Raw genomic sequence first — 22,456 nt, forward strand, 5'->3', positions numbered from 1 at the left:
TAGATCAACCTTCCCAGGGCTTACAGCAGGGCCAGGATGGCGTCCACAACCTCTCGAATTTTCTTCGAATCCGTCGGGATGATGTGATCGGCGGCGGCACGGTACTTCGGGCTCCGCTCGGCCAGGACCTCGGTGATCTCGTCGAGGAACGACTTGGTTCCCGTGAGAGACGGCCGCCCGGTATCCCCTCCGATTCGAGCTTGGATCGTCGGAACCTCGGCCGTGAGCCAAAACAGGCGACCGTGCGCTTTGAGGGCGGCCACATTCTCCGCTCGCAGCACCGCCCCGCCCCCGGTATCGATGATGACGCGATCCTTCCCGCTCACGTCGCGACAGACCTGGCTCTCGATGTCGCGAAAATACTCCCAGCCGTGAGCCTTGACGATGTCCGGAATGCTCTTGCCTTCGCGGGCGACGATCTCCGCGTCGGTGGAGATCGCCGGCCAGCCCAGGCGAACAGAGAGAGCGGCGGCCACGCTGCTCTTGCCGGTCCCCCGGTATCCGATGAGGACGATGTTCATGCGAATCGGGACTCGAGCACCCGACGCATGACCTCAACGGGAGCCGCGTGTTTCGTCCAGAGCTCGAATTGGGCGACGGCCTGATGGAGGAACATTTCGAGGCCGCGGATGGTCATGCAGCCGGCCTGCCGGGCTTCGGCCAGCAGGCGGGTCTCGAGCGGGTTGTAGACGATGTCCATGACGGCAAGACCCGGGTGAAGGAGCGGCGCCGGGACGCAGGTGTCGCCCACGTGTGGAGCCATCCCGACGGGCGTACAGTGGATCATGAGTTGGCTGCGGGGGATCGCGTCGCGCAACGCGGGATCACCCAGCGGCGCCTCGTCCACCGACAGCCCCGTCTTCGACCGAAGGTCGCCAGCCAGCCCTTGTCGCTCGGCCTCGTCGATGCCGAGGATCGTCAGGTGAGCGACCTTGCTCCCGGTGGCCAAGGCGAACGCGATCGCCCGGGCGGCCCCGCCCGAGCCGAGCATGAGCACGCGGCGTCCGTCGAGGGGGACCCGGGCGTCGGTCAGCGCGCGTAATGCGCCGGAGGCGTCGGTGTTGTACCCGATCAGGGTGCCATCTTCGACGACGATCGTGTTGACCGACCCGATGTGCCGCGCGGTCGGCTCGATCTCGTCAAGATGGGCTGTGACGGCGATCTTGTGTGGAATCGTGATGCTCAGCCCGCGCACGTTGCCGAGCGCGCGGATGCCTCGGATCGCGTCCCCCAGATTCTCCACCGGGAAGGCCAAGTACACGAAGTTTAGGCCGAGATGCTGGAATGCGGCATTGTGGATCGCGGGTGAGAGGGAATGCGCGACCGGATTCCCGATGACGCCGCAGAGCTTCGTCTGTGCATTGATCTCGGTCATTTGCGTTGCACCGTGACGGCCTGCGCGACATAGAGGCTTCCGCGCGTCGCATAGGTCACCGTGACCCGGTCGCCCTTCTTGACGTCGCTCAACCCTTTGACGTCGGCTCCTCCAAATCGGGTCTTGTCGTCGACCGTGAAGGTGAAGCGCGTGCCACCCGGATCTTTCTTGACCGTGAGCTTGCCCGCGGCCGCATCGACGGTGAGAACCGTCCCTGGAAACTCCACTCCCGGCTCGCCCCAGGCCAAGGGAGCGGTGGCTGCAAGCCCGAGGGTGAGCAGGACGACCAACAGCCGACGTCGCGGAAGCCGCATAATCCCCCTTCAGTGGGCCGTGAGCCCGCCGTCGATCGTGAACGAACTGCCGGTGACCCAAGTCGCGTCGTCGGAGGCCAGATACAGGACGAGCTTGGCCACCTCCTCCGGCGTTCCCACGCGGCTGATCGGATAGGCCGAGAGGGCTTGGGCGCGCATCTCGGGATTGTCGAGAAGGGAGGAGGCCATCGGGGTCTCGATCAGTCCCGGACAGACGGAGTTGCAGCGGATGCCTTCCTTGGCGTAGTCCATCGCCACACACCGGGTGAAGATCTCCAAGCCCCCCTTGCTGGTGCCATAGGCCCCGCTGCCGGAAAAACCGACCAGCCCGCCGACCGATGAAATATTGATGATCGAGCCTCCACCGGCTCTCAGCATGGCGGGGATCGAGGCACGGGTCATCCGAAAGACGCCGGTCAGGTTCACGTCCAGCACCTCGTGCCAGGTGGCATCGTCGATCTCGTGCAGGACACGCCCGAAGGCGCCGATAGCGGCGTTGTTCACGAGCGTGGTCAATGTCCCGAACCGCCGCACGCACTGGTCCACCGCCGATCGGACGTGTGCTTCGTCGGTCACAGTTCCTGCCACCGCCAAAGCCCGGCCTCCGGCCCGTTCGATCGAGGATGCGACCTCCTCCAAGAGCGCTTTGCGGCGGCCGGTGATGAGCACGGCGGCGCCTTCCGCCGCGAACAGCCGCGCAATGGCCTCTCCGATCCCCGCCGTGGCGCCGGTCACCAGAGCCACCTTCCCGACTAGGCGCATCGGGTCTCCTCGGGGCCCGGCTCTTCCCCGTCGTCCTCGGGGGGCGGCCCTTGGGGCAGCCCGGTTCGCCAGAGCCCCGGTTCCACCTTGCGGGCCACGGTGATGAAGCCGGAGTGCGCGATCATCCGGTGGTCCGGCCTGACGCTGCGGCCGTGGATATTCCAGGTGCGGAGGAGGGTCTCGAAGGTATGAATCAGACCGAAGACCCCGGCCGCCTCGAGCGCTTGGACGGTCTGCATGGCTTGCGGCACCGTCGGGACGAAGCTGAGGTAGATCCCTCCGGAGCGAAGGGCCTGAGCGGCGTGGGGTATCACCTGCCAGGGCTCGGGGAGATCGAGGACCATGCGATCGAAGGGTTGCTCACGGTCTTCCGGGGCGAAGCCCGAGTAGATATCGTGCGAGCGCAACGTCAGCCCCGACGGGGCCCCCATGTATCGTTCGATGTTCTTCATCGCGGTGCGGGCGAAATCCTCCCGGGCTTCGTACGTCACCACCCGCCCTCGCTCGCCCGCGGCACGCAACAAGGCCATCGTCAGGGCACCCGAGCCGGTCCCCGCTTCGAACACGCGGGCGCCGGGGTAGATATCGGCCCACATCGTGATGATCGCAAGATCCTTGGGATAGATGACCTGAGCGCCGCGCGGCATCTTGAGGACGTAGTCGCCGAACGTCGGGCGAAGCGCGAGCATGCGTTTGCCGCCGGACAGCGTGACGAGCGACCCATCCTCGGCGCCGATCAAGGCGTCGTGCGCGATGCGGTTTCCGCTGTGCTGAAAGGTTTCCCCGGCCTTGAGCGTCAGGGCATAGTGTCGGCCGTGCTTGTCTACGAGATGGATCCGTTCGCCGTTCTGCAATCGCATGCGCCCATTCTAGGAGAACCGTCGAAGGCATTGCAACGCCGAGACCCCTGGCCCCGTGCGTTCCTTGACACGGCTGCAAGGCCGTCCTTATGATCCACACAGGGCGTGCAGTCGTGCAACTACGTATGACAGGACCCCGCCGTCTCGTCCCTGCCTTCCTGTGGGTCTGGCTCGCCGTGCTTCCGCTGGCTCCGTCGGCGCTGGCCGCCGCCCCCGTCGTCGTCGCGAAGTACGACGGCGTGATCAACCCGGTCGCGGCCGAGTACGTGCACGACGCGTTGGCGTTTGCCGAAAGCAAACAGGCGCAGGCCTTCGTCCTGCGACTCGATACGCCGGGCGGTCTCGACACGTCCATGCGGCTCATCATCAAGGAGCTTACGGGATCGCTCATCCCGGTCATCGTCTATGTCTCGCCGCCCGGCGGACGCGCCGCATCGGCGGGAGTGTTTCTGACGCTGGCCGCGCACGTTGCCGCGATGGCGCCGGGGACGAACATCGGCGCGGCGCACCCGGTCGCCATGGGCGGTGAGATGGACAAGACGATGAAGGAGAAGGTCGAAAACGACTCCGTCGCGTACATCAAGTCGTTGGCGGAGCAACGCGGCCGCAACGCCGGCTGGGCTGAAGAAGCCGTGCGAAAGAGCGTCTCAGCGACCGAACAGGAAGCCCTGAAGTTGAAGATCATCGACCTGGTGGCCGAAGATCTGCCAACCTTGCTGGAGAAACTGGACGGCCGAACGGTCACGCTGGGGCAGCGCTCGGTCGTGCTCGCGACCAAGAAGGCCGAGGTGATCGAGTTCCCGATGGACTGGCGGATGGAGCTCCTGCAGGCCCTCAGCGACCCCAACATCGCCTATCTCCTCATGACGATCGGCACGATCGGGCTCCTGGCGGAGCTGTACAATCCGGGAGCGATCCTTCCCGGCATCGTGGGCGCGATCAGCCTGATCCTCGGGTTCTACTCGCTCCAGTCGTTGCCGGTGAACTATGCCGGAGTCCTGTTGCTGCTCCTGGGGGTGATCTTCTTCGTCCTCGAGGCGACGGTCACGAGCTATGGGCTCCTCGCGATCGGTGGCGTCATCTCGATGGTCCTCGGCTCATTGATGCTGATCAAGACGGACGCACCGTTCCTTCAGATCTCTTGGTCGGTCATCATCCCGGTCGTTTCACTGGCGGCCCTGTTCTCGTTGGCGATCGTCGGAATGGGGCTGCGCGCCATGCGGCGGCAACCGATGACGGGGCGTGAGGGCATGGTGGGGCAGGTGGGGGTGGCGAGGACGTCTTTGTCGCCGCAAGGAAAGATCGTCGTACGGGGCGAAATTTGGGATGCGGTCAGCGAGCAGCCGGTGTCGGCCGGGGATGCCGTGGAAGTGACCGGCATCGAGGGGTTGAAGCTGTTCGTCCGAGCCGTCAAAAAAGGAGTGAGCTGATGGGACTCGTATTCAGCCCGATGATTCTCGTGCTCATGGTGCTCGTGCTGATCGGAATGGGTTTCCATGTCCTGCGGGAATACGAGCGCGCCGTGATCTTCCGGTGGGGGCGTTTGGCCAGCGGCGTGATCGGCGGGAACGGTCCCGGGGTGGTGGTCATCATTCCGTTCATCGACAAGATGGTCCGCGTGAGCCTGCGCACGGTCGCCATGGATGTCCCCTCTCAAGACGTGATCACGAAGGACAACGTCTCGGTCAAAGTGAACGCCGTGATCTACTTCCGGGTCGTCGATCAGCAGCGGGCCATCGTCGAGGTGGAAGACTATCTCTATGCGACGTCGATGATGGCTCAGACGACCCTGCGCAGCGTATTGGGACAAAGCCAACTGGATGACCTGTTGGCCAAGCGCGAAGAAATCAACGCCGAGCTGCAGCGGATCCTCGATCAGCAGACTGAGCCGTGGGGCGTGAAGGTGTCGGCCGTCGAGGTGAAGAACGTGGATCTTCCCCAAGAGATGCAACGGGCGATTGCACGACAGGCCGAGGCCGAACGCGAGCGGCGGTCCAAGATCATCCATGCCGAGGGCGAGTCGCAAGCGGCGCAGCGCCTCGCCGATGCAGCGGCGGTGATCAGCCAGAATCCGGTGGCGCTTCAGCTTCGCTACCTGCAAACGCTGGTTGAAATTGCCGCAGAGAAGAACTCGACGACCATTTTCCCCATCCCCATCGACATCCTGACGCCGCTCATCAAGAGCTTGGAGAAGAAGGCCTAGCTCGCTTGATTTCTCCGTCCTGAGCCTTACCTCTGCCTTTCCTACTCATGGCACCGGTCTTGAATCTTTTTCGCGGTGTCGTTCTCTAAGAGGAGGTAGAAGGGGGACTCCAGGCCCATAAAGGGTCCGGAGAATAGAGGGCATCAACAATGCGACATGAAGAACAGGTCGAGTACCAACAAGAGCCGACGCTGATCGTCGATCCTGAGGCCTATGATCCAGAAGCCAGCGATATTCTTGAGCTTATTGAACGGGAATCTGGCGAGCAGGCCGAAGTCGAGGAGGAGGCGCCGGAGCGTCCGCAGCCGGTCCAGAAGGTTGAGGATGAGTCCTTCGCGCTTGAATCGCTGTATTTTCGCTCATTTGGAGAGCGGCCTCTCCTGACCCGTGAGGAAGAGGTGGCGTTGGCGAAGCGCATTGACCAAGGGACTCGTGCAATTCGAGCGGCCCTTCGGGAAGCGCTGAACATTTCAGGAAAATGGAAGAAAGACGAGACCCTGATCGAGGCCCTGCAGACGCTGAACGAGATCCGCCACTTGAGCGGCTTTTCTGCCACAGCTCTCGACTTGGCTGAGCGGACTTTGGCCACAGTTGTCAAGGAAGCTGGACACCAGCGGGCTGGCGGATTCCGAGAGCGGCAGCTGACGAAGTGCCTGAATCAGATTCGTCAGGCGCGGATCGTGCTCGAACGGGCCAAGGATGAGCTGGTCCGGTGCAATCTGCGCTTGGTCGTGGACATCGCCAAGCATTACAACGGAAAAGGGCTCAGTCTGATGGATCTCATCCAGGAGGGAAACATCGGGCTGATGAAGGCCGCCGAACGCTATCAGTACCGGAAGGGGTTCAAGTTCAGCACCTATGCCACCTGGTGGGTGCGTCAGGGGATCACGCGCGCCTTGGCCGATCAGTCAAGGACCATCCGGATTCCCGTCCACATGACGGAATCTTCGCATCGGATTGTTCGGACGACTCGGCGCCTGGCCCAGCAGCTAGGGCGCGAGCCGAGGGCGGAAGAGATCGGGGAGGCTCTCCAAGTCCATCCCGAAAAAATCCAGGACACCCTGCAGGTCTTTCAGGAACCGGTGTCGTTGGAAAATCCTGTCGGGGACGGTGAGACGCTCTTCGGCGAGCTGATCGCCGATCGGAATGCCATGAGCCCCGACTCGCACGTTCATCGAACGGAGTTGACCCGTGAGCTGGACCGGATCCTCGCCACGTTGACGCCCCGTGAGCAGACGGTCATTCGCATGCGCTTTGGCATCGGACAAGATGAGCCGTTCACGCTCGAGCAGGTCGGCCAGAATCTCTCGGTGACACGCGAGCGCATCAGGCAGATCGAGGCCAAGGCGCTCAAGAAACTCAAGACGCCTGAAATCAAGCAGATGTTTGCCGCCATCAAAGAGTGAGTTCCAAGGCTCCCGGCTACGATCCGGGGGCCTTGGCCTACCGAGCTTCTCCTACTTCTTCTGCAGTCCAGCTGATCCGAGCGGCACGGCTTGTCTCTGTCCCGGACAAGCTGTCTGCTCGCAGGCGCCTCGGGTTCAGGGCGCCTTTACCTGAGGGGGCTGTGATCCACCGCTTCACACGGCGGCCGCAGAGATGCTGTCATGGAAGAGGATCAAATACATACAAGGTGGTCGCGTGAGAAGGTCGATCGGGAATCGGCACCGGTCTCGTGAAACTACTGACGAAAGGAAGGAGCGATCGGCGGCCGTGCGACCGTCTGCACTGGCGTCGTGTGGGTCCTTTGGGTAGAATGCCGACGAGTACTGATGCGGAGCTGCATGCAGGGCATTGCGGGCAACAGGACGACCTGGCCGTTCCCTTCGGGCGCAAGCCGCCCGTTTTCAGCCTGGCCCGCGGCTGCTCTTCTGGCCTTGACCGTTACCGCCACTCCTGCTTACGCAGTCTCCAATGAGGCGGCTGCCAAAGTCCTATCGGTACCCGCCGTCGTCTCCATGGTCAAACCCTCCGTTGTCACCGTCCTGACACGAGGGATTCCCCCGAGTTCACCTCTCCATCCAACTCCTCCAGGCTCCGGGTCTGGGATTATCGTCGACGAGCACGGCTACATCCTCACCAACAACCATCTGGTTGAAAATGTGAAAAGCGTGGTCGTTGGGCTCCCCTCAGGGCGATTGACCCCGGGGCGCGTCGTCGCTCGGGATTTCGTGCTCGACCTGGCGCTCATCAAGATCCAGGCAAAGGATCTGGTAGCTGCACGATTGGGGCGGTCCTCGGCGCTCGAGATCGGAGAGACGGTCGTCGCAATCGGCAATCCTTTCGCCCTCAAGGGCGGCGCGACGGTGACCGTCGGGGTCGTGAGCGCCTTGGATCGATCGATTCTTGCGCCCAACGGCGAAACCCTCTACGATTTGATTCAAACGGACGCGGCAATCAACCCGGGGAGCAGCGGCGGGCCTTTGGTGGACCTGTCGGGCCGGGTGGTCGGCCTGAACGTGGCGATCGCCCCTTCCGCGCAAGCGATTGGATACGCGATCGCCATCGATGCCGTCTACGCGCACATCCAGTCGATGCTCGTGCGCGGGAGTGTGTTGCGTCCGGAACTCGGGTTCATCCCGCTTACCGTGACCCCGAGCGTGGTCGCAAGTTTCTCGTTGGAGGTGGACCGGGGCGTGCTTGCCGTTCAAGTCGAGCCGCAGCGATTGGCGGCCGAATCCGGTCTCCAAGCCGGCGATGTCATCACGGCGGTTGACGGGGCGCAGGTCTACAATATGGGAGATTTTTGGCACGCGTTCCTGCGCACGGGGACTCCGCTCCCCGCGCAACTGACCGTCTACGGCCGGAACGGACAGACGACCATCAGCCTGCCGAGAGATCCGTTCGCCTCCGCGCCATAGAGGGTCGTCATGGAAGCGCCCGGTGCGTTGATCACGTGTGATCGGGTGGCCTACGAGGCAGCATGGGCGCTGCAGCAGGCGCTCGTCGCCAGGCGGATTGCCGACGCCTGGCCCGACACCCTCATGGTGCTCGAGCACGACCCGGTCTTCACCATCGGGCGGAGCGGACGACCGGAACATTGGGGCTGTGATGAGAAGCGTCTGATCGACGAAGGCTTCCCGGTGTATCACGTCGAGCGGGGCGGTTCCATCACCTATCACGGACCGGGGCAGGTCATCGGCTACCCTATTCTGTCCCTCGCCCGGGTCTGTTCAGGTCCGAAAGAGTACATGCGACGGCTCGAAGAGGTGGTGATACGGACGTTGCGGGAGTGGGGCATCAAGGGCCGGCGAATCGAGAAACTGACGGGCGTATGGGTCGGTGATCAGGATCCGTCAAAAATCTCGGCGATGGGGGTGAAGATTCAGAAAGGGGTCACCATGCACGGATTTGCGCTCAATGTGACGGTCGATCTTCGCCCGTTCCGCCATATCATGCCGTGTGGAATCTCGGGGTGTCGCGTGACCTCGATGGCCGAGGTGCTCGGCTCTGCTCCTGATATCACCGCTGTGCGGCAGCGGTTGACGGACATCTTCGCCGACGTGTTCGACTTGGAGTGGTACACGATGGATCAGGAGTTGGTGAGCGAAGGCCTGGTGGCCCACGTTGATCGGGAGACCTGACGTTATGATCGAAGGCGTACGGACGAACGAGTTGGATGATCCGACCTTCCGCCTGGCGGTGGCCCAGTTCGATCAGGCGGCCGAAATGATGGGCCTCGACCCGAATCTCCGAGAACGTCTGAAGATGCCCGATCGTTCCTTGATCGTCAGCGTGCCGGTCAGAATGGATGACGGGACGGTCAAGGTGTTCACGGGCTATCGAGTCCAGCACGATTCGGCGCGCGGCCCCTCGAAGGGCGGCATCCGCTATCATCCCGGCGTGAATCTCGGGGAGGTCGCGGCCCTGGCCATGTGGATGACCTGGAAGTGCGCGTTGGCCGGGTTGCCGTACGGCGGGGCGAAAGGCGGGGTCCGCGTGGCACCGGAACGGCTGTCGCGCGGGGAGTTGCAGCGTCTGACCCGACGGTATGCGGCAGAAATTCTCCAGATGATCGGGCCTGACCGGGACGTGCCCGCCCCCGATGTCGGGACCGACGCTCAGGTGATGGCATGGATCATGGACACCTATAGCCAGCAAGTCGGGTTCGCCGTCCCCGGTGTCGTCACCGGCAAACCGTTGGCGATCGGCGGGAGTCTGGGCCGGGAGGAAGCGACCGGTCGCGGCGTGGTGTACGTCACGCTGGAGGCCCTACGACATTTACGTCTCGACATCGACCACGCCACCGTCGTCGTGCAGGGGTTCGGGAATGTCGGGAGCCATACGGCCCGCATCATGCATGAAGCCGGTGCGAAGGTGATAGCCGTGAGCGACAAGACTGGCGGGGTTTATAACCGAAAGGGGCTCGATCTCCCGCAATTGCTGCGACGCTACCAGAGCGAGAAGCAGCCGCTCCAAGAGACCAAACTCGGCGAGCCGATTACCAACGAGGATCTCTTGAGCCTGGAGTGCACCGTCCTGATCCCGGCCGCGTTGTCGGAACAGATCACGGCAAAAAACGCTTCGAACGTTCGGTGTCGGATTCTAGCCGAAGGAGCCAACGGACCGACCACGCTGGAGGCCGACCAGGTGCTGAGCGACAAGGGCGTCTTCCTCATTCCCGACATCCTGGCCAATTCGGGTGGCGTGATCGTCTCTTATTTCGAATGGGTGCAGGACGCCCAGCGGTTCTTCTGGAAGGCGAAGGACATTCAAGATCGGCTGCACGACATCATCACATCCGCTTTTCATCGCACCGTGGAGTTTTCCCAGCGACAGCGCACGTCGATGCGAATGGCGGCGCTGATGAATGGAATTGACCGAGTCGCACAAGCACATCTGGCCAGGGGCTTATACCCCTAGACGATGCTTGGCGGGTCCGCAGGTGCTCTATCCGGTATCTGCTTGCGGTCATTGCCGGAATCTGGATGGCTGACGGTCTCGCGCTGCTGGTCGCGCCGCGTCATGTCGTCGAGCAGGTGCGGCAGTTGCTGGCGCTGGCCCCACGCGTCCTGGGATGGGAAGGCCTGGGGGCCTTCCTGGGCCTCGTCCTCGTGATTGGAACGCGCGGCCTGCGGTACGAATCGTTATGGGCGTTCACCGGGCTCGCGATGATCGCCAAAGGTCTCTTTCTGGCAGCCAGCCCGGACGCGTGGCGGCAGCGGGTGGTGGAATGGTGCCTTCGGCGTGATGACGTGGACTACCGCTTTTGGGGCTTGAGCCTTTGCATGTTGGCCATCCTACTGCTGCATGCATCCGGGTGGGTCGGAGGAAAGTAGCCATGGCACAGAATGATGCACTGAGGGGCGACTTGATCGCGGTATGGGAGCGGCACCGGGAGGCGGGATGGCCCAAGATCTCGGGTCCCGGAGAGGGCGAGCTGATGACGCTGGACACCGTTATCGCCGGATGCATGGTCTATTTCCTGGACTCCACGGAGGGGCTCGATCCTCAGCGGATCGACATCCTCGAAAGTTGCCTCGAAGACCTCGATCATCTCCTGCCCGACCTGGGCGACGACTGCAGCGAATACTTCGGACGACTTCGGCTGCTTGGCGGTCTGCTCCTCAAGACGGCCAAAGGAGACTGAGGCGGGGCGGCCCGAGGGACCGCCCTGACTGGCTACGGAACCTCCACGATATCCTTCTTCATCGGTCCCAGGATCCCCAGCAGTTCCTTCTTGTCGGCTTCGGCGACCTTGAACGTATTCAGCGCCGCCACCAGGTCCTCGACCAACGCGTTGAAGTCGGCCGTCGTGATGCGCATGCCGGCGTGAGTCGTCTTCATGTCGCGCCCCGTGTACGTACACGGTCCCCCGGTAGCCGCACAGACTTGGTCGACCAGGTGCTTCTTGAGTTTGGGAATGTCCGTCGTCTGGAAACGTTGGCTGATGCGAGGGTCGGCGGCAACGTTCGCCACGAACTGGTCGATCACAGCCGTGATCGCCGGCTTGCCACCGAGCCGTTGGTAGAGCGACGTCGAATCGGCCTTCATCTCTCCGTTGGTCGATGAGCAGGCGATGAGTCCGGCCCAGACGACGAAGGCCAAGCTGCGAATGGGAGTATGACGATCGATGATAGGCACGGTGTCCTCCTTCTGTTGAGATTGGAAGGCTGAAAGCAGCCTCTCCTTGACGCTGGTCAAGGTAAGGCGTATTCTGTCATAGTTCAAATATATTCTTTTAATAATTGCTATAGTCTCAGCTTATCAGCCGTGGCCTTGTTCCAGCCGGCATTCGCCGAAAGCGTCAAGAGGACCCCATGGAGATCAGACAGCTTCGATATTTTCTGGCTGTCGCGGACTGCCAGAGCTTTACGAAGGCCGCGGAGAAGGTATTCGTCTCCCAGCCGTCGCTATCCATCCAAATTGCCGCGCTCGAGGACGAGCTGGGCAGCCCCCTATTCGACCGGCTGGGTCGCCGGGTCGAGCTGACAGAAGCGGGACGCGTGCTCGCCGACTACGCGCGCCGGATCCTGCGGGAGATGGAATTGGCGGTCGAATCGATCCGGGACTTGAGTGGCGCCGAAGTCGGCCGCCTTCTCGTCGGTGCCCTTTCCACGGTGAACTCTTATCTGATTCCTCCGCTGGTCTGCCGTTTCAAGCAACGGTTCCCGCGCGTCCATCTGCAGATCCACGCCGAGCCTTCCGCCATGATCGAAGAGCAACTCCTGGCCAATCGTCTAGACGTTGGGATCTGCTTGTTGCCGGTATCGAGCGATCGATTGGTGACGAGCCGGCTGTTCACGGAAACGCTCATGCTGGTCACACCGGCGGGACGGCGGATGCCCGTCAGACGGGTGCGGATGCGGGATCTTCCCACGTTGCCCTTGGTGCTGCTGCCCAGTGATTATTGCCTCCGCAAGATGATCGAGGCGGAATGCCAGGCGGTCGGCGTGCGGCCTCAAGTCTCGGTGGAGATGGCATCCCCTGAGGGGATCCTCGAGGCGGTCAAGCAGGGGGCAGGAATGACGATCCTCCCCGAGCTGTATGTCCGCCAGCGGATGCACGACGGCGCGTTGCGGCTGATTGAGCTATGCGATCCGGTCCCTCGGCATACGGTGGGTCTGGCCCACCTGGCTCATCGGCATTTGGGGAAGGCTGCTCAGGAGTTTCTCCGCCTCTGCCGCCAGACGCTCGCAGACCTGCGGATGGATGAAGAGCCGGAGACCGGAGGAGCGAGCCGGATACCCGCGCCCGCGCAGGTATCCTGAGGAGGCTCGGGGGCTGTGTTTCTTGCAGTTCCGCCCAATCGTGCGCTACAATGCCACCCTGATCAGCACACGTCGTCGCGCTCTCACCCCTAGTCTTCTACTGAACCTAAGGAGGATACGATGCCAGGGAGACGTTGGGAAGTCTTGCTCGTGACTGCTTGGGTCGCAGGCAGCCTGATGGCGGCAGTGGCCCAGGCCGAACCGTATGAGCTGAGCAAGAACGATGTCATGGATCCCAAGTCCTTCAAGAGCACGGACGTGTCCTTGTTCGGCGTGAAGCTCGGAGATCCCGAGAGCAAGGCCTATGATGTGTTGGTCAACGAGAAAATTCCGGGCGTGAAAGCCGAACAGGAAGCGACGTTCATTTTGCTGCTGGACCAACGCAAACCGACCGGTCCGATGGCCGGGGTTCGTGTCATGGACGGGAAGGTCGACATGATCTTCATCAACAACCGCTTTGCCTATAAGGCCCGGGGCGTCTTCCGGAACGTCCTCAACAGCGAGAGCCCTGATGATATTCGAAAGATCCTCGGAAAAGAGGACTATGGCGATGAGAACGTCATGGGGGCCGTCCTGAACTATGAGAAGCAAGGGTTCTTGGTCAACTACCTGGGCAAAGACGTCAACATCGAGTTCAGCCAGCCGCAATAGTCTCCTTTCTCATTGACGATCGGCCGATCCCACCAGTCTAGGATTGCCAACCTCACAGCGCGACGACCGACTGATGGTGCCGGAGGGTGAGCACCGCCTTGTGTCTCGTCGGAACAGATCAGCGAAGAGCGATGTGGGGGGTGACGGGGGTCTGAAGCCCGAAGTTGATCAAATGAGCCGCCGTGTTCCATCGACGAGGCGCATGGAGCAGGACGAGAAGCAATTCCCGGCCGTTTTGTGAAACCTTGGCGATCAGGCACCGGCCGGCTTTCGAAGTAAATCCCGTCTTCACGCCCTCGACGCCGGGCATCCGGCCCAGGAGGCGGTTCGTCGTGCGGAGGAGATAGGTTCGATTGCCGTTGACGGCGGCCATAACATGCCGCTCTTCCTTCACGTAGGCACGAAAGCGCGGGTGGTGCATGGCGATCTCGGACAAGGAGGCCAAGTCCTGGGCGGTCGAGTAGTGGGTCGGGCCATCGAATCCACACGCGTTCTCGAAGTGGGTGCGGGACAACCCCAAGGATCTCGCCTTCTCGTTCATCATCGCGACAAACTCGGCCTGTGAGCCGCCAACGTGGATCGCCGCGGCCAAACACGCATCGTTGGCGGAGGTGATCAGCATCGCTCGCAACAGGTCTTCGAGTCTGAACACCTGGCCGGCCTTCAAACGCAAATGGGTTTTCGGCGCGGCAGCGGCTTCCTGCGTCACGACGACCGGATCATCCAAACGGCCATGGTCCAGGATGACCAAGGCGGTCATGATCTTGGTCAAACTGGCAGGAGACACGGGGCGATCGGGTGCGAACTCATAGAGGATCTGGCCCGTCGCCAAGTCCTTCAACAAAATGCTTTCAGCCGGGATACGAAAACGGCGGAGCGTTGGAAAGGGGGCCGCGCTCGGCGAAAATGCCGTAGGTGGATGGAGTGCAGTGCGATTCGCTCGCCGCTCCGCGACGCTTTCGGCCGGGACGATGAGGGAAAGAACGGCCAGGGTGATGAAGAGGACGACGAAGGGGACCAGGGACGGAGGGGTGAACGAAGGACAGCCAGCCTTGCGGGCCGGGACATGGAGCACGGCGTCAGAGGGACAAGGTTTCACGGATCTTGGCGCCCCGGAAGCCGTTGTCGATGACTTTGTGGAAGAAGCGCAACAGGTCGGCGAGATCGAGCCAGAATCCGCAATTCAAACACCGGGCATACAAGCGGCGGTTCACCAGCGTGTAGTGACGCTCGACCATCATGTACCCCTTGCACTTCAAGCAATGCATATCCGCCGACCAGCCGTGCGATCATCCGTGATGACGCTCACAAATTATCGCCAGCTTCTACCCGAGGCCGTAGGCACTGTCAAGCCAAAAGACAGCCGGGTTAGCGCAGGCGATTCATAATGAGGGCAAGGCAACCGGCGAGGAGGCCGCCGCCGAAGATCGTAATGGCGAAGGTCATATAGGCGCCGAGGCCGGGCGGGCGCGTCTCCGCAAGCAAATCATGGACGCCGCCTTGAACCATCAAGACCGCCAGCGTCATCAACGCGCCCATACTGAACCACCATGCAAACGTCCTCACAGCAAGCTCGCGTCTGTGCACGACCCTGGAGCTGACTCTAACCGAGGATTCGGAAGCTGTCAAGAAAGCTGAAGAATGTGGTCAAGAGGAAGCCTGATGCGTGGGAGGCGCGCCCGGGTGGAGCCCGCGGTGCAAAAAGATCGAGACGCTGGCCGCGCCGTTGTTGGCCATAACCAAGCCCGGCTCTTCCGTTGATTTTGTCGTGAGGCGTAGTGATGCGAGGGCAAACGGACCGCCGCGAGTCCTGTAGTTGATCGGGGGATACCGAAACGTGCCGTCGCCGCGTCCATAGAGCACGGAAAGGTTGTTCGACTGCACGTTGACGATGGCGACGTCCGTTTGGCCGTCCCCATCGAAGTCCCGCCCGAGTCCATAGACGGGTCCGGCGTCGGCGCCGGATTCCTTGCCCGGCTGAAACGTTCCGTTGCCGTTGCCGATGAAGATCGTAAACGTGTCCATTTCTCCGTTCATGACCAAGAGGTCGGGCAAGTCATCGCGGTTGAAATCCGCAAAGGTGACGACGAGCGGGCGTTTGCCGGTCCGGTAGTCCGTCGGTTCCTTGAACGTCCCGTCCCCATTGCCCAGCCAGATCGAGACCGCGCTGCTCATCGGGCCTCCGTTCGTCACGGCTAGATCCATCTTTCCATCTCGGTCCAGGTCGGCGGCGGCGATCGAAGTCGGCGTATCGCCGTGTTCGTACTGCGGCCCATCGATAAACGTGCCGTCACCCCGTCCCAGAAGCAGTTTGATCTTGTCGTTCCGGAGCGCGACGGCCAGATCCGCAGTACCGTCGCCGTTGAAGTCCCCGGTCGTGATCGAGACCGGGGTGCGGTGGACGCTATACCGTTGACCGGAGCCGAAGCTTCCCCCGGATAGACCAAAGAAGATTGCGACTTGGTCGCTGCCGGAGCAGGCGATGGCCAGATCTGAGTGACCGTCGCCGTTGAAGTCGGCGAGCGCGAGGGCCCTCGGCTCTTTAGCCACCGGAATCTGAACTTGCTCCTTGAAGGTCCCATCGCCAAGGCCGAACAAGATCGACAGCGAATCGTTTCCAATGTTCGTCGTGATGATATCCGTGTATCCGTCGTCATTGAAGTCCGCCGTCGCCACGGACGTGGGATTCTTCCCGACCGGGTAGGTGGCGAAGAGATACAAGAGGTCCGGCGGCGTATAAGGATCTTTCTCGGAGCAACCGAGGGGCATCAGGAGACACAGCGTGATCGCCGCGATCAGGGAGAGGCGTTGGGTCAGGCGGGGCGAGCGGTAGGCGAAGAACAAGAAGAACAATGGGTAACCGGGGTTCGAATCGTGCGACAAGTCAACGGCCGAGTATACCGAGCGCGCGCGGACCTTGGCAACAGCCACGAGGGGCGGGCCTTTTCGCTGGCGGGCGATCCCGGGATTGCGCTAGAATGGCCTCCATAGAGGAGGAAGGTATGGCCGAGGACACGATGAAGATCGAATTGACGATGTACGGAGTCGCTGAAGTATTGAAGTGGTGTATCGATCGGAACAACGGACGGATCCCCGGCGTCGACACTCCGGGATTCAAAAAAATGCAGGCGCTCTTGGCCGAGCGTCCGCAGTCCGGGGATTATCATACCCTGGACCAATTCTGGAGAAAGACGGTGACCCTCGAGTTGACGCCGCAGGAAGTCGAGACGATCGACCGGTGTCTGTACGACATCCCGAATTTCGACAACGTCCCGCTCCCTCAGATCCGTCACAAGTTCTGGCCGAAACAGACCGTCTCACGGTAACTTCACTAATAAGTTCAATACGATCGGATGGACTGCTCAAGAAGCTGGCGCCGCTCGCTCGTGGCGTTTCCTTAAGGAAGACCCGCCCTTGAACGAGGGCCCGCCGCTGTGGTTTATTGAAAAGGGTGGAGGGAGAGCTTTGGTCGTGCCCCAAAGTTTGACGTCTCTCATCCTCCTGTAGAGATGTCTCCTCCACCCTTTTGCTTCCGCGAAGAGCTCAGCGTCCCTCCTCAGAGATCACCAAGCGAGACCTGCAGTCGGGAGAGCCTTTCGGCGCAGTACGCCGTCACGGGATCTGACTCCGCGTCCGGATCCTCGTCCTCCCAAAAGACCGAGCGTACATTCCAGCGGACGATGGGATAGAAGATCACCGTGGGGCCTCCGCTCAGGAGGACAAAGAAGGTCTCGGTGAGAATGTGATCTTCTTCGAGTCGGGTCAGGAGGCGCTTGTAGACCTTCTCGTGCCAGGTCGCCACCGCGTCGTATTCGCGACGCAGCGCTTCGTGGGCCGGTTGACTGGCGCGCGCGCTCCCCAGACGCCGGAGATCGTCCTGGGCCTTGAGGTACTCCGGCGTCAACGTCGCAAGGCATAAGCCGTCGCGCTTAAGCGCGCTCGAGCAGGCCGTCAGGAGGATGAGGACGAAGAGCAAGGCACCAGCTGCCACGTCCACCTCCGGGTCCCATTCGCTTACAGCGAACCCTCGCCTTTCAAATACCTGCGGAACCGGTCCATCAACTCGGCGCCCAGGGTGCCGCCCTCCGGCTTCTTCGTGGCCGGGCCTTTGAAGTGGTCACGAATCTCTTCCAGCCGCTTTTCGGCCTGCTCATTGCCCTGCAGGCGCTTCGTCTTTGCCAACGCCGTGTCAAACGCGTCGAAGGTGAGCTCGTTGTATCCGAACGACCGAATCCGCTTGACCGCCTTCATCATCGCTTCATTCCGGAACTTGGTGAGATGCTCAGAATCGATCTCCTTCAATCCGAGCTTGCGCGCGCGTCGTTCCGCGGCCTTCCGGATGCCGCTCCGGACGAAATCGGGTGACGTCAACAGCCGCTTCCAGGCCTCATCGGTCCACGTGATGCGTTCCTGCGGTGCGTCCCAGAGCCGAAGGAGCGTGGCTTCATCGATTTCGGTCAGCCCCCGCTCTCGCGCCATGTCCTCCGTGTCCCGTTTCAACATGTCGGTGACGAAATCCATAGCGATCGGCGGTGAATTGCGGATCTTCTCCTGCAAGCGGGACAGTGCGCCAGGAGTCCATGGGAGCGCCGGGGCCGAGTGCTCTTGAACATCGCCGAGCGCTTCGACCTTCTCGAACAGCTCGACGTTCACTTCGAGATGCCCGCGCTCGACCGCAATTTCTTCGGCGATCTGCGCGATCATGGGACGCATGAATTCGGGGACCGTCTCCAGGCGGGCTTTCGCCGCGGCTGTCCACGGTACTTTTCCCTCGCCGAGGCGGGTGGCCGCCTCCGCCATCGCCTCTTCCCCGCCCATTCGGCCCATCATCTGACTCTTGAAGCGATCGAGCACCTCTGCGGTGATCTCGGTAATGCCCAGCTCCTTGGCCTTCCGCTCGGCAAGGCGTTTCACCATGCCCCGGAGAAAGCCGGGGGCGCGCTCCATGCGTTCGAGGGCTTCTTTGGTCCAGGTGACGTCGGTGTCGGTGGCCTGTGGGTTGGAATCGAACATCCCAGGCTCCTTGGTTTCGGAGGTGAGGAGACGCCGCCCCGCAGCGAAGGCCCTGCAGGTGGCGGGTCGTCAGAATGCCATTAAATACTTGAGCCGCACCCCGGTCTCGAATTGAAACTGGGGCAGAATCCGGCCGAGGCGGCTTTCCAGCAACTCACGAATTGAAAAGCGGCGTCGTGGCTCGACCACGTGCGGCTCGCCCTCGATGCCGGCCATCTCGGCAGCCACCTTGATTGCATCGTTCAGATCGCCCAGGTCATCGACGAGCTTGACCTGCTTCGCCTGCCGGCCGGTAAAGATGCGGCCGTCAGCCAAAGCGCGGACCTCCTTCACGTCCAGTGAACGGCCTTCGGCGACCGCCTCGATGAACTGGTTGTGCACATCGTCCATGACCGTCTGCAAGATCTGCCGGTCATCGGCGCTGAGCGCGCGAAACGGAGAGCCCAGATCTTTATGGTCGCCGCTCTTCACCACGACGCTTTCGACGCCGATCTTTTTCATCAGCCCTTCGACGTTGGCGAGCTCCATGATCACGCCGATGCTGCCCGTCAGCGTGCCGGGGTTGGCGACGATCCGGTCGGTCGCCGCCGCAATGTAGTAGCCGCCCGAAGCGGCGACGGTCCCCATCGACGTCACGACGAACTTGTTGTGCTTTTCCCGAACACGTTTGACTGCATCGTAGATTTCCTGTGACGGCACCACGCCGCCGCCCGGGCTGTCGATCCGCAACACGATGGCTCGGACCAAGGGGTTCTCGCCGTAGCGCTTGAGATCCCCGACGGTGGCCTGCGCATCCAGGATGACTCCTTCCACGCGGATCAGTCCGATCCGCTCCTCTCCCGAAAGATCCAGGTCGGGAAAGAGGATGTTGATGACGACCAGCAAAACGAGACCTGCGAGCAGGGTCCATCCGAGCACCCGGAAGAGTCCGGGTCGACGTCGAGGAGAAGAGTCGTCGGTCATGGAGCGCCGTGGTCTATGGGCCGGCGACCGTCATTCATCCTGGTCGCCGCGCTTCTTGGTTTTCTTGGCCGTCCGCCCCAAGCTTTGATCGATGGCGCCCTGGCTCGCGTGATACTCGTCCATCTGACGGCGTTCGCTGTCCAGCCTGAACTCCCGGAGGCTCAACGCGATCTTCCGCTCCTCGCGATCGACCTTGATGATCTTGGCCGACACTTCATCGCCGAGCTTGAAGCGCTCTTCCAGCTTGGTGCTCGGCTCCAGCGAGGTCTCGCTGATGTGGATCAGGCCCTCCACGCCTCCTTCGAGCTCCACGAAGACGCCGAAGTCGGTGATCTTCGTGACCTTGCCGATTGCCGACGCGCCCACGCGGTAGCGGCTGGGGATCTCATCCTCCCACGGATCGCGGGTGAGCTGCTTGTAGCCGAGGGAAAGCCGTTCCTTCTCCCGATCGATCTTGAGGACCACTGCCTCCACCTTCTGTCCTTTCTTGAACAGCTCGGATGGATGCTTGACGTGCTTGGTCCAGGACATGTCCGAGATATGGATCAAGCCGTCGATGCCCTCTTCCAATCCGACAAAGGCGCCGAAATCCGTCAGACTCTTCACCTTGCCTTCGATGCGGGTGCCGACCGGATACTTGGCTTCCACCATGTCCCAAGGGTTCGGCGCGGTCTGCTTCATTCCGAGGGAAATCTTCCGATTCGGGATGTCGATGTTCAGAACCTGAGCCTCGACCTGGTCACCAATCGAGACGAGCTTCGAAGGATGGCGGACCTCATGGGTCCAGGACATCTCCGACACGTGGACCAAGCCCTCCACCCCGGGCTCGAGCTCGATGAAGGCGCCGTAATCGGTCAAGCTCACGACTTTGCCACGGACCCGGCTGTTCACTTGATACTTGGAGGCGACATTCGTCCAAGGGTCCGGCCCCTTTTGCTTCAGCCCGAGGGAGATCCGGCCCGTTTCGCGATCGTATTTCAACACCATGACCTCGACCTTGTCGCCGACCACGAACATTTCCGAAGGATGTCCGACGCGGCCCCACGACATGTCGGTGATGTGCAAGAGGCCGTCGATGCCCCCGAGATCGATGAACGCTCCATACTCGGTGATGTTCTTCACCACGCCCTGGATGAGTTGGCCTTCCTTGAGTGTCGAGAGCGTGCTCTGGCGCTTGCGATCGCGCGTTTCCTCGAGGAGGATGCGCCGGGAGACGACTACGTTGCCGCGGCGATGATTGATCTTGATGATCTTGAAGGGAAAGGTCTTCCCGATCAGCGAATCGAGGTCGCGCACCGGGTGGAGATCGATCTGCGAGCCGGGCAGGAAGGCCTTGACGCCGATATCGACCATCATGCCGCCCTTGATCCGGGAGACGATCTTGCCTTCCACGACCTTCTCGTCCTTGTGGGCCTTCTCGAGCTCTTCCCACACCTTCATCTTGTCGGCTTTTTCCTTCGACAGGACGAGATTGCCCTCGGCATCCTCGCGATCTTCGATGTAGACCTGGATGCGGTCGCCGACTTTCAGCGTCTGCAACTCTTCATTCGAGAACTGGTCGGCTGGGATCATCCCCTCGGACTTGTAGCCGATGTCCACCACCACCTTGTCTTTACTGATGCCCACCACGCGGCCCTCGATGATCGTCCCTTCTTCGAAGTTCTTGAAGGTCTCCTCATAGAGGGCGGCGAGCGCGCCCCGATCCATCTGCTCCCCTGTCTGCTTTGCCCCGGTGTTCATGCCTGCGGTATCCAATCTCCCGACTGGGTCGGTGCTGATGGTTGAGAAAGTCGGGCGCTTCTCAGCGCTAAAACGCCCGACTGCCGGACGCCCTACATCGCGGGTGGAGGCACGCGGCCCAATTCCGCGATGCGCTCCATCACGCTCCGGCTCACATGGCGATAAAACTCCTTGCGCGGCAATCGCTCCAACTCGCCGTGAAACTCAAGCGGCTTGCCGAAGGACACCCCGATGGGATGGCACCGAATGCGGGCCGAGTCCATCGGAAGGGCCTCATAGGTTCCGAAAATGTACGCGGGGACCACAGGGCAGCCGGTTTCGGCGACGATCATTCCGACGCCCGGCTTTCCCGGGCCCAACCGCCCGGTCTTCGTGCGCGTCCCCTCCGGATAGATCACGACGGCGTGCCCGTTCTTGATCAGATCGATCGCTGTGCCGAACCCCGTCCGGTCGAGACGGTCATGACGGATCGGGATCCAGCCGAGCCATCGAAACACCCATCGAAACCCAGGAAACGGAAACAGATCCTGACGCCCCAAGAACGCCACCCGCCTCGGGATCCCGCAGCCCAGGAACGGGATGTCGAGAAAGCTGGCATGGTTCGCCGCGATGAGAAGGCCGCCGTGCCTCGGAATCTGCTCCTCGCCGATCGTTCGATACCGGAAGCAGAGACGGCCGATGGCGCGAAACAAGTACCAAAGCGACCAATAGAACAGCCCGCTCACAGTTTGGATGCAACGACCGCCAGCATCCGTTCCACCACCTCGTCGACGGTCAGCGAGGAGGTGTCGATGACCGTGGCGTCCGGGGCCACGGCCAGTGGAGCGATGGGGCGCGACCGGTCGTGGCGATCACGCGATTCCATCTCGGTCCGGGTCCGATCGAACGAGGCCGTGTGCCCGGCCGCGATCAACTCCCGCTGCCGTCTGGCGGCCCGGACCTCGCTGCTGGCATCCAAGAAAAACTTCACCGGGGCGTTCGGGAACACGGTGGTCCCGATGTCCCGTCCTTCCACCACCGCCCGCTCGTGTCCGGCGAGGGTTCGCTGCACCGGCAACAGCCACTCGCGGACGAGCGGGATTGCGGACACCACGGACGCCATCTGGCTGACCTCGGGGGTTCGAATCTCCTGGGTCACATCATGACCGTCGATGGAAATGCGCGGCGCCTGCGGATCCTGATGGAGGTCGAGCACCGTCGAGGACAGCATCGCCGCGACGGTTGAGGGCGTTGAAGGATCGATGCCGTATCGCCGTACCTTCCAAGCCACCGCGCGGTAGAGCGACCCCGTATCAAGATAGCGGTACCCCAGCCGCGCCGCCAACTGTTTGGCGACGGTGCTCTTCCCGACCCCGGCCGGTCCG

At 62.0% G+C, this 22,456-nt stretch carries 27 protein-coding genes; 11 read left to right on the top strand and 16 right to left on the bottom strand.

Annotated features, from left to right (window positions below; genetic code table 11):
- Positions 1–20: 20 nt before the first annotated feature.
- From ACWHYV_RS00440 to ACWHYV_RS00460, 5 genes are read right to left on the bottom strand one after another with little or no spacing between them, the layout of a single operon-like run.
- Positions 21–521 (bottom strand): shikimate kinase, encoded by a 501-nt coding sequence (locus ACWHYV_RS00440; RefSeq protein WP_447978696.1) that lies wholly within the window; start codon positions 519–521, stop codon positions 21–23.
- Positions 518–1,375: a shikimate dehydrogenase gene (locus ACWHYV_RS00445; protein ID WP_447978697.1), complete on the bottom strand. Its 858-nt coding sequence runs from the start codon at positions 1,373–1,375 to the stop codon at positions 518–520. The genes ACWHYV_RS00440 and ACWHYV_RS00445 overlap by 4 nt, the downstream gene beginning before the upstream one ends.
- Positions 1,372–1,689: a hypothetical protein gene (locus tag ACWHYV_RS00450; RefSeq protein WP_447978698.1), complete on the bottom strand. Its 318-nt coding sequence runs from the start codon at positions 1,687–1,689 to the stop codon at positions 1,372–1,374. Before ACWHYV_RS00450 ends, ACWHYV_RS00445 begins: the two co-directional genes overlap by 4 nt.
- Positions 1,690–1,698: 9 nt before the next feature.
- The gene (locus tag ACWHYV_RS00455) at positions 1,699–2,451 is read right to left on the bottom strand and encodes an SDR family NAD(P)-dependent oxidoreductase (protein ID WP_447978699.1); all 753 of its coding nucleotides are present in this window, start codon (positions 2,449–2,451) and stop codon (positions 1,699–1,701) included.
- Complete coding sequence (locus tag ACWHYV_RS00460) at positions 2,442–3,311, bottom strand: tRNA (adenine-N1)-methyltransferase (protein WP_447978700.1); 870 nt, start codon at positions 3,309–3,311, stop codon at positions 2,442–2,444. Before ACWHYV_RS00460 ends, ACWHYV_RS00455 begins: the two co-directional genes overlap by 10 nt.
- 125 nt (positions 3,312–3,436) lie before the next feature.
- Here ACWHYV_RS00460 and ACWHYV_RS00465 point away from each other — a divergent pair, with 125 nt between their 5' ends.
- The 8 genes from ACWHYV_RS00465 (at position 3,437) to ACWHYV_RS00500 (ending at position 11,104) form a co-directional block, all read left to right on the top strand.
- A complete protein-coding gene (locus tag ACWHYV_RS00465; protein ID WP_447978701.1) occupies positions 3,437–4,741 on the top strand; it encodes an NfeD family protein in 1,305 nt (434 codons plus the stop codon).
- 20 nt (positions 4,742–4,761) lie between these two features.
- Positions 4,762–5,514 (top strand): slipin family protein, encoded by a 753-nt coding sequence (locus ACWHYV_RS00470; protein WP_447980671.1) that lies wholly within the window; start codon positions 4,762–4,764, stop codon positions 5,512–5,514.
- A gap of 149 nt (positions 5,515–5,663) precedes the next feature.
- Entirely contained in the window at positions 5,664–6,920 is a 1,257-nt protein-coding gene (locus ACWHYV_RS00475; RefSeq protein ID WP_447978702.1) for a sigma-70 family RNA polymerase sigma factor, read from the top strand.
- Between the two features lie 552 nt (positions 6,921–7,472).
- The gene (locus tag ACWHYV_RS00480; protein ID WP_447978703.1) at positions 7,473–8,375 is read left to right on the top strand and encodes a S1C family serine protease; all 903 of its coding nucleotides are present in this window, start codon (positions 7,473–7,475) and stop codon (positions 8,373–8,375) included.
- Positions 8,376–8,384: 9 nt separating this feature from the next.
- A complete protein-coding gene (gene lipB / locus ACWHYV_RS00485; RefSeq protein WP_447978704.1) occupies positions 8,385–9,098 on the top strand; it encodes a lipoyl(octanoyl) transferase LipB in 714 nt (237 codons plus the stop codon).
- Positions 9,099–9,102: 4 nt separating this feature from the next.
- The gene (locus ACWHYV_RS00490; protein WP_447978705.1) at positions 9,103–10,377 is read left to right on the top strand and encodes a Glu/Leu/Phe/Val family dehydrogenase; all 1,275 of its coding nucleotides are present in this window, start codon (positions 9,103–9,105) and stop codon (positions 10,375–10,377) included.
- A gap of 65 nt (positions 10,378–10,442) precedes the next feature.
- Positions 10,443–10,793, top strand: coding sequence for a DUF2065 family protein (locus ACWHYV_RS00495; RefSeq protein WP_447978706.1), 351 nt, complete (start codon positions 10,443–10,445; stop codon positions 10,791–10,793).
- Between the two features lie 2 nt (positions 10,794–10,795).
- Complete coding sequence (locus tag ACWHYV_RS00500) at positions 10,796–11,104, top strand: hypothetical protein (RefSeq protein ID WP_447978707.1); 309 nt, start codon at positions 10,796–10,798, stop codon at positions 11,102–11,104.
- Between the two features lie 32 nt (positions 11,105–11,136).
- Here ACWHYV_RS00500 and ACWHYV_RS00505 read toward each other — a convergent pair whose 3' ends face one another.
- Positions 11,137–11,598, bottom strand: coding sequence for a group I truncated hemoglobin (locus tag ACWHYV_RS00505; protein WP_447978708.1), 462 nt, complete (start codon positions 11,596–11,598; stop codon positions 11,137–11,139).
- Between the two features lie 176 nt (positions 11,599–11,774).
- Between ACWHYV_RS00505 and ACWHYV_RS00510 the strand changes: the two genes are divergently transcribed.
- A complete protein-coding gene (locus ACWHYV_RS00510) occupies positions 11,775–12,725 on the top strand; it encodes a LysR family transcriptional regulator (RefSeq protein WP_447978709.1) in 951 nt (316 codons plus the stop codon).
- Between the two features lie 120 nt (positions 12,726–12,845).
- Positions 12,846–13,376, top strand: coding sequence for a hypothetical protein (locus ACWHYV_RS00515; protein ID WP_447978710.1), 531 nt, complete (start codon positions 12,846–12,848; stop codon positions 13,374–13,376).
- Positions 13,377–13,494: 118 nt separating this feature from the next.
- Here ACWHYV_RS00515 and ACWHYV_RS00520 read toward each other — a convergent pair whose 3' ends face one another.
- The 4 genes from ACWHYV_RS00520 to ACWHYV_RS00535 form a co-directional block, all read right to left on the bottom strand.
- Positions 13,495–14,208, bottom strand: a complete 714-nt coding sequence (locus tag ACWHYV_RS00520; protein WP_447978711.1) for a D-alanyl-D-alanine carboxypeptidase family protein — start codon at positions 14,206–14,208, stop codon at positions 13,495–13,497.
- A 247-nt stretch (positions 14,209–14,455) separates the two neighbouring features.
- Complete coding sequence (locus tag ACWHYV_RS00525) at positions 14,456–14,617, bottom strand: hypothetical protein (RefSeq protein WP_447978712.1); 162 nt, start codon at positions 14,615–14,617, stop codon at positions 14,456–14,458.
- Positions 14,618–14,744: 127 nt separating this feature from the next.
- Positions 14,745–14,942, bottom strand: a complete 198-nt coding sequence (locus ACWHYV_RS00530) for a hypothetical protein (protein ID WP_447978713.1) — start codon at positions 14,940–14,942, stop codon at positions 14,745–14,747.
- Between the two features lie 81 nt (positions 14,943–15,023).
- Entirely contained in the window at positions 15,024–16,307 is a 1,284-nt protein-coding gene (locus tag ACWHYV_RS00535; protein WP_447978714.1) for an FG-GAP repeat domain-containing protein, read from the bottom strand.
- Between the two features lie 71 nt (positions 16,308–16,378).
- On the opposite strand from ACWHYV_RS00535, the gene ACWHYV_RS00540 reads away from it, so the two are divergent.
- Complete coding sequence (locus ACWHYV_RS00540; RefSeq protein WP_447978715.1) at positions 16,379–16,702, top strand: hypothetical protein; 324 nt, start codon at positions 16,379–16,381, stop codon at positions 16,700–16,702.
- 230 nt (positions 16,703–16,932) lie between these two features.
- On the opposite strand, the gene ACWHYV_RS00545 is transcribed toward ACWHYV_RS00540, so the two are convergent.
- The 6 genes from ACWHYV_RS00545 to cmk all read right to left on the bottom strand — a co-directional run bounded on the left by ACWHYV_RS00545 (position 16,933) and on the right by cmk (position 22,416).
- A complete protein-coding gene (locus ACWHYV_RS00545) occupies positions 16,933–17,367 on the bottom strand; it encodes a hypothetical protein (RefSeq protein WP_447978716.1) in 435 nt (144 codons plus the stop codon).
- Between the two features lie 23 nt (positions 17,368–17,390).
- Positions 17,391–18,389 carry a hypothetical protein gene (locus ACWHYV_RS00550; protein WP_447978717.1) on the bottom strand — a complete coding sequence of 333 codons (999 nt, stop codon included), beginning with the start codon at positions 18,387–18,389 and terminating at the stop codon, positions 17,391–17,393.
- A gap of 69 nt (positions 18,390–18,458) precedes the next feature.
- Positions 18,459–19,307, bottom strand: coding sequence for a signal peptide peptidase SppA (sppA, locus tag ACWHYV_RS00555; protein WP_447978718.1), 849 nt, complete (start codon positions 19,305–19,307; stop codon positions 18,459–18,461).
- 75 nt (positions 19,308–19,382) lie between these two features.
- A complete protein-coding gene (locus ACWHYV_RS00560; protein ID WP_447978719.1) occupies positions 19,383–21,092 on the bottom strand; it encodes a 30S ribosomal protein S1 in 1,710 nt (569 codons plus the stop codon).
- A 92-nt stretch (positions 21,093–21,184) separates the two neighbouring features.
- Positions 21,185–21,817 carry a lysophospholipid acyltransferase family protein gene (locus ACWHYV_RS00565; protein ID WP_447978720.1) on the bottom strand — a complete coding sequence of 211 codons (633 nt, stop codon included), beginning with the start codon at positions 21,815–21,817 and terminating at the stop codon, positions 21,185–21,187.
- Complete coding sequence (gene cmk / locus ACWHYV_RS00570; RefSeq protein WP_447978721.1) at positions 21,814–22,416, bottom strand: (d)CMP kinase; 603 nt, start codon at positions 22,414–22,416, stop codon at positions 21,814–21,816. The genes ACWHYV_RS00565 and cmk overlap by 4 nt, the downstream gene beginning before the upstream one ends.
- Positions 22,417–22,456 lie beyond the last annotated feature (40 nt).

This window comes from Candidatus Nitrospira bockiana (genome assembly GCF_965152565.1).

Coding starts and splice junctions, on each gene's coding strand:
- ACWHYV_RS00450 (WP_447978698.1), bottom strand. CDS start 1,689: ATGCGGCTTCCGCGACGTCGGCTGTTGGTCGTCCTGCTCACCCTCGGG.
- ACWHYV_RS00465 (WP_447978701.1), top strand. CDS start 3,437: ATGACAGGACCCCGCCGTCTCGTCCCTGCCTTCCTGTGGGTCTGGCTC.
- ACWHYV_RS00455 (WP_447978699.1), bottom strand. CDS start 2,451: ATGCGCCTAGTCGGGAAGGTGGCTCTGGTGACCGGCGCCACGGCGGGG.
- ACWHYV_RS00560 (WP_447978719.1), bottom strand. CDS start 21,092: ATGAACACCGGGGCAAAGCAGACAGGGGAGCAGATGGATCGGGGCGCG.
- ACWHYV_RS00440 (WP_447978696.1), bottom strand. CDS start 521: ATGAACATCGTCCTCATCGGATACCGGGGGACCGGCAAGAGCAGCGTG.
- ACWHYV_RS00495 (WP_447978706.1), top strand. CDS start 10,443: ATGGCTGACGGTCTCGCGCTGCTGGTCGCGCCGCGTCATGTCGTCGAG.
- ACWHYV_RS00475 (WP_447978702.1), top strand. CDS start 5,664: ATGCGACATGAAGAACAGGTCGAGTACCAACAAGAGCCGACGCTGATC.
- ACWHYV_RS00490 (WP_447978705.1), top strand. CDS start 9,103: ATGATCGAAGGCGTACGGACGAACGAGTTGGATGATCCGACCTTCCGC.
- ACWHYV_RS00510 (WP_447978709.1), top strand. CDS start 11,775: ATGGAGATCAGACAGCTTCGATATTTTCTGGCTGTCGCGGACTGCCAG.
- ACWHYV_RS00550 (WP_447978717.1), bottom strand. CDS start 18,389: ATGTTCGATTCCAACCCACAGGCCACCGACACCGACGTCACCTGGACC.
- ACWHYV_RS00500 (WP_447978707.1), top strand. CDS start 10,796: ATGGCACAGAATGATGCACTGAGGGGCGACTTGATCGCGGTATGGGAG.
- ACWHYV_RS00470 (WP_447980671.1), top strand. CDS start 4,762: ATGATTCTCGTGCTCATGGTGCTCGTGCTGATCGGAATGGGTTTCCAT.
- ACWHYV_RS00445 (WP_447978697.1), bottom strand. CDS start 1,375: ATGACCGAGATCAATGCACAGACGAAGCTCTGCGGCGTCATCGGGAAT.
- ACWHYV_RS00460 (WP_447978700.1), bottom strand. CDS start 3,311: ATGCGATTGCAGAACGGCGAACGGATCCATCTCGTAGACAAGCACGGC.
- ACWHYV_RS00525 (WP_447978712.1), bottom strand. CDS start 14,617: ATGATGGTCGAGCGTCACTACACGCTGGTGAACCGCCGCTTGTATGCC.
- ACWHYV_RS00540 (WP_447978715.1), top strand. CDS start 16,379: ATGGCCGAGGACACGATGAAGATCGAATTGACGATGTACGGAGTCGCT.
- ACWHYV_RS00515 (WP_447978710.1), top strand. CDS start 12,846: ATGCCAGGGAGACGTTGGGAAGTCTTGCTCGTGACTGCTTGGGTCGCA.
- ACWHYV_RS00480 (WP_447978703.1), top strand. CDS start 7,473: ATGGTCAAACCCTCCGTTGTCACCGTCCTGACACGAGGGATTCCCCCG.
- lipB (WP_447978704.1), top strand. CDS start 8,385: ATGGAAGCGCCCGGTGCGTTGATCACGTGTGATCGGGTGGCCTACGAG.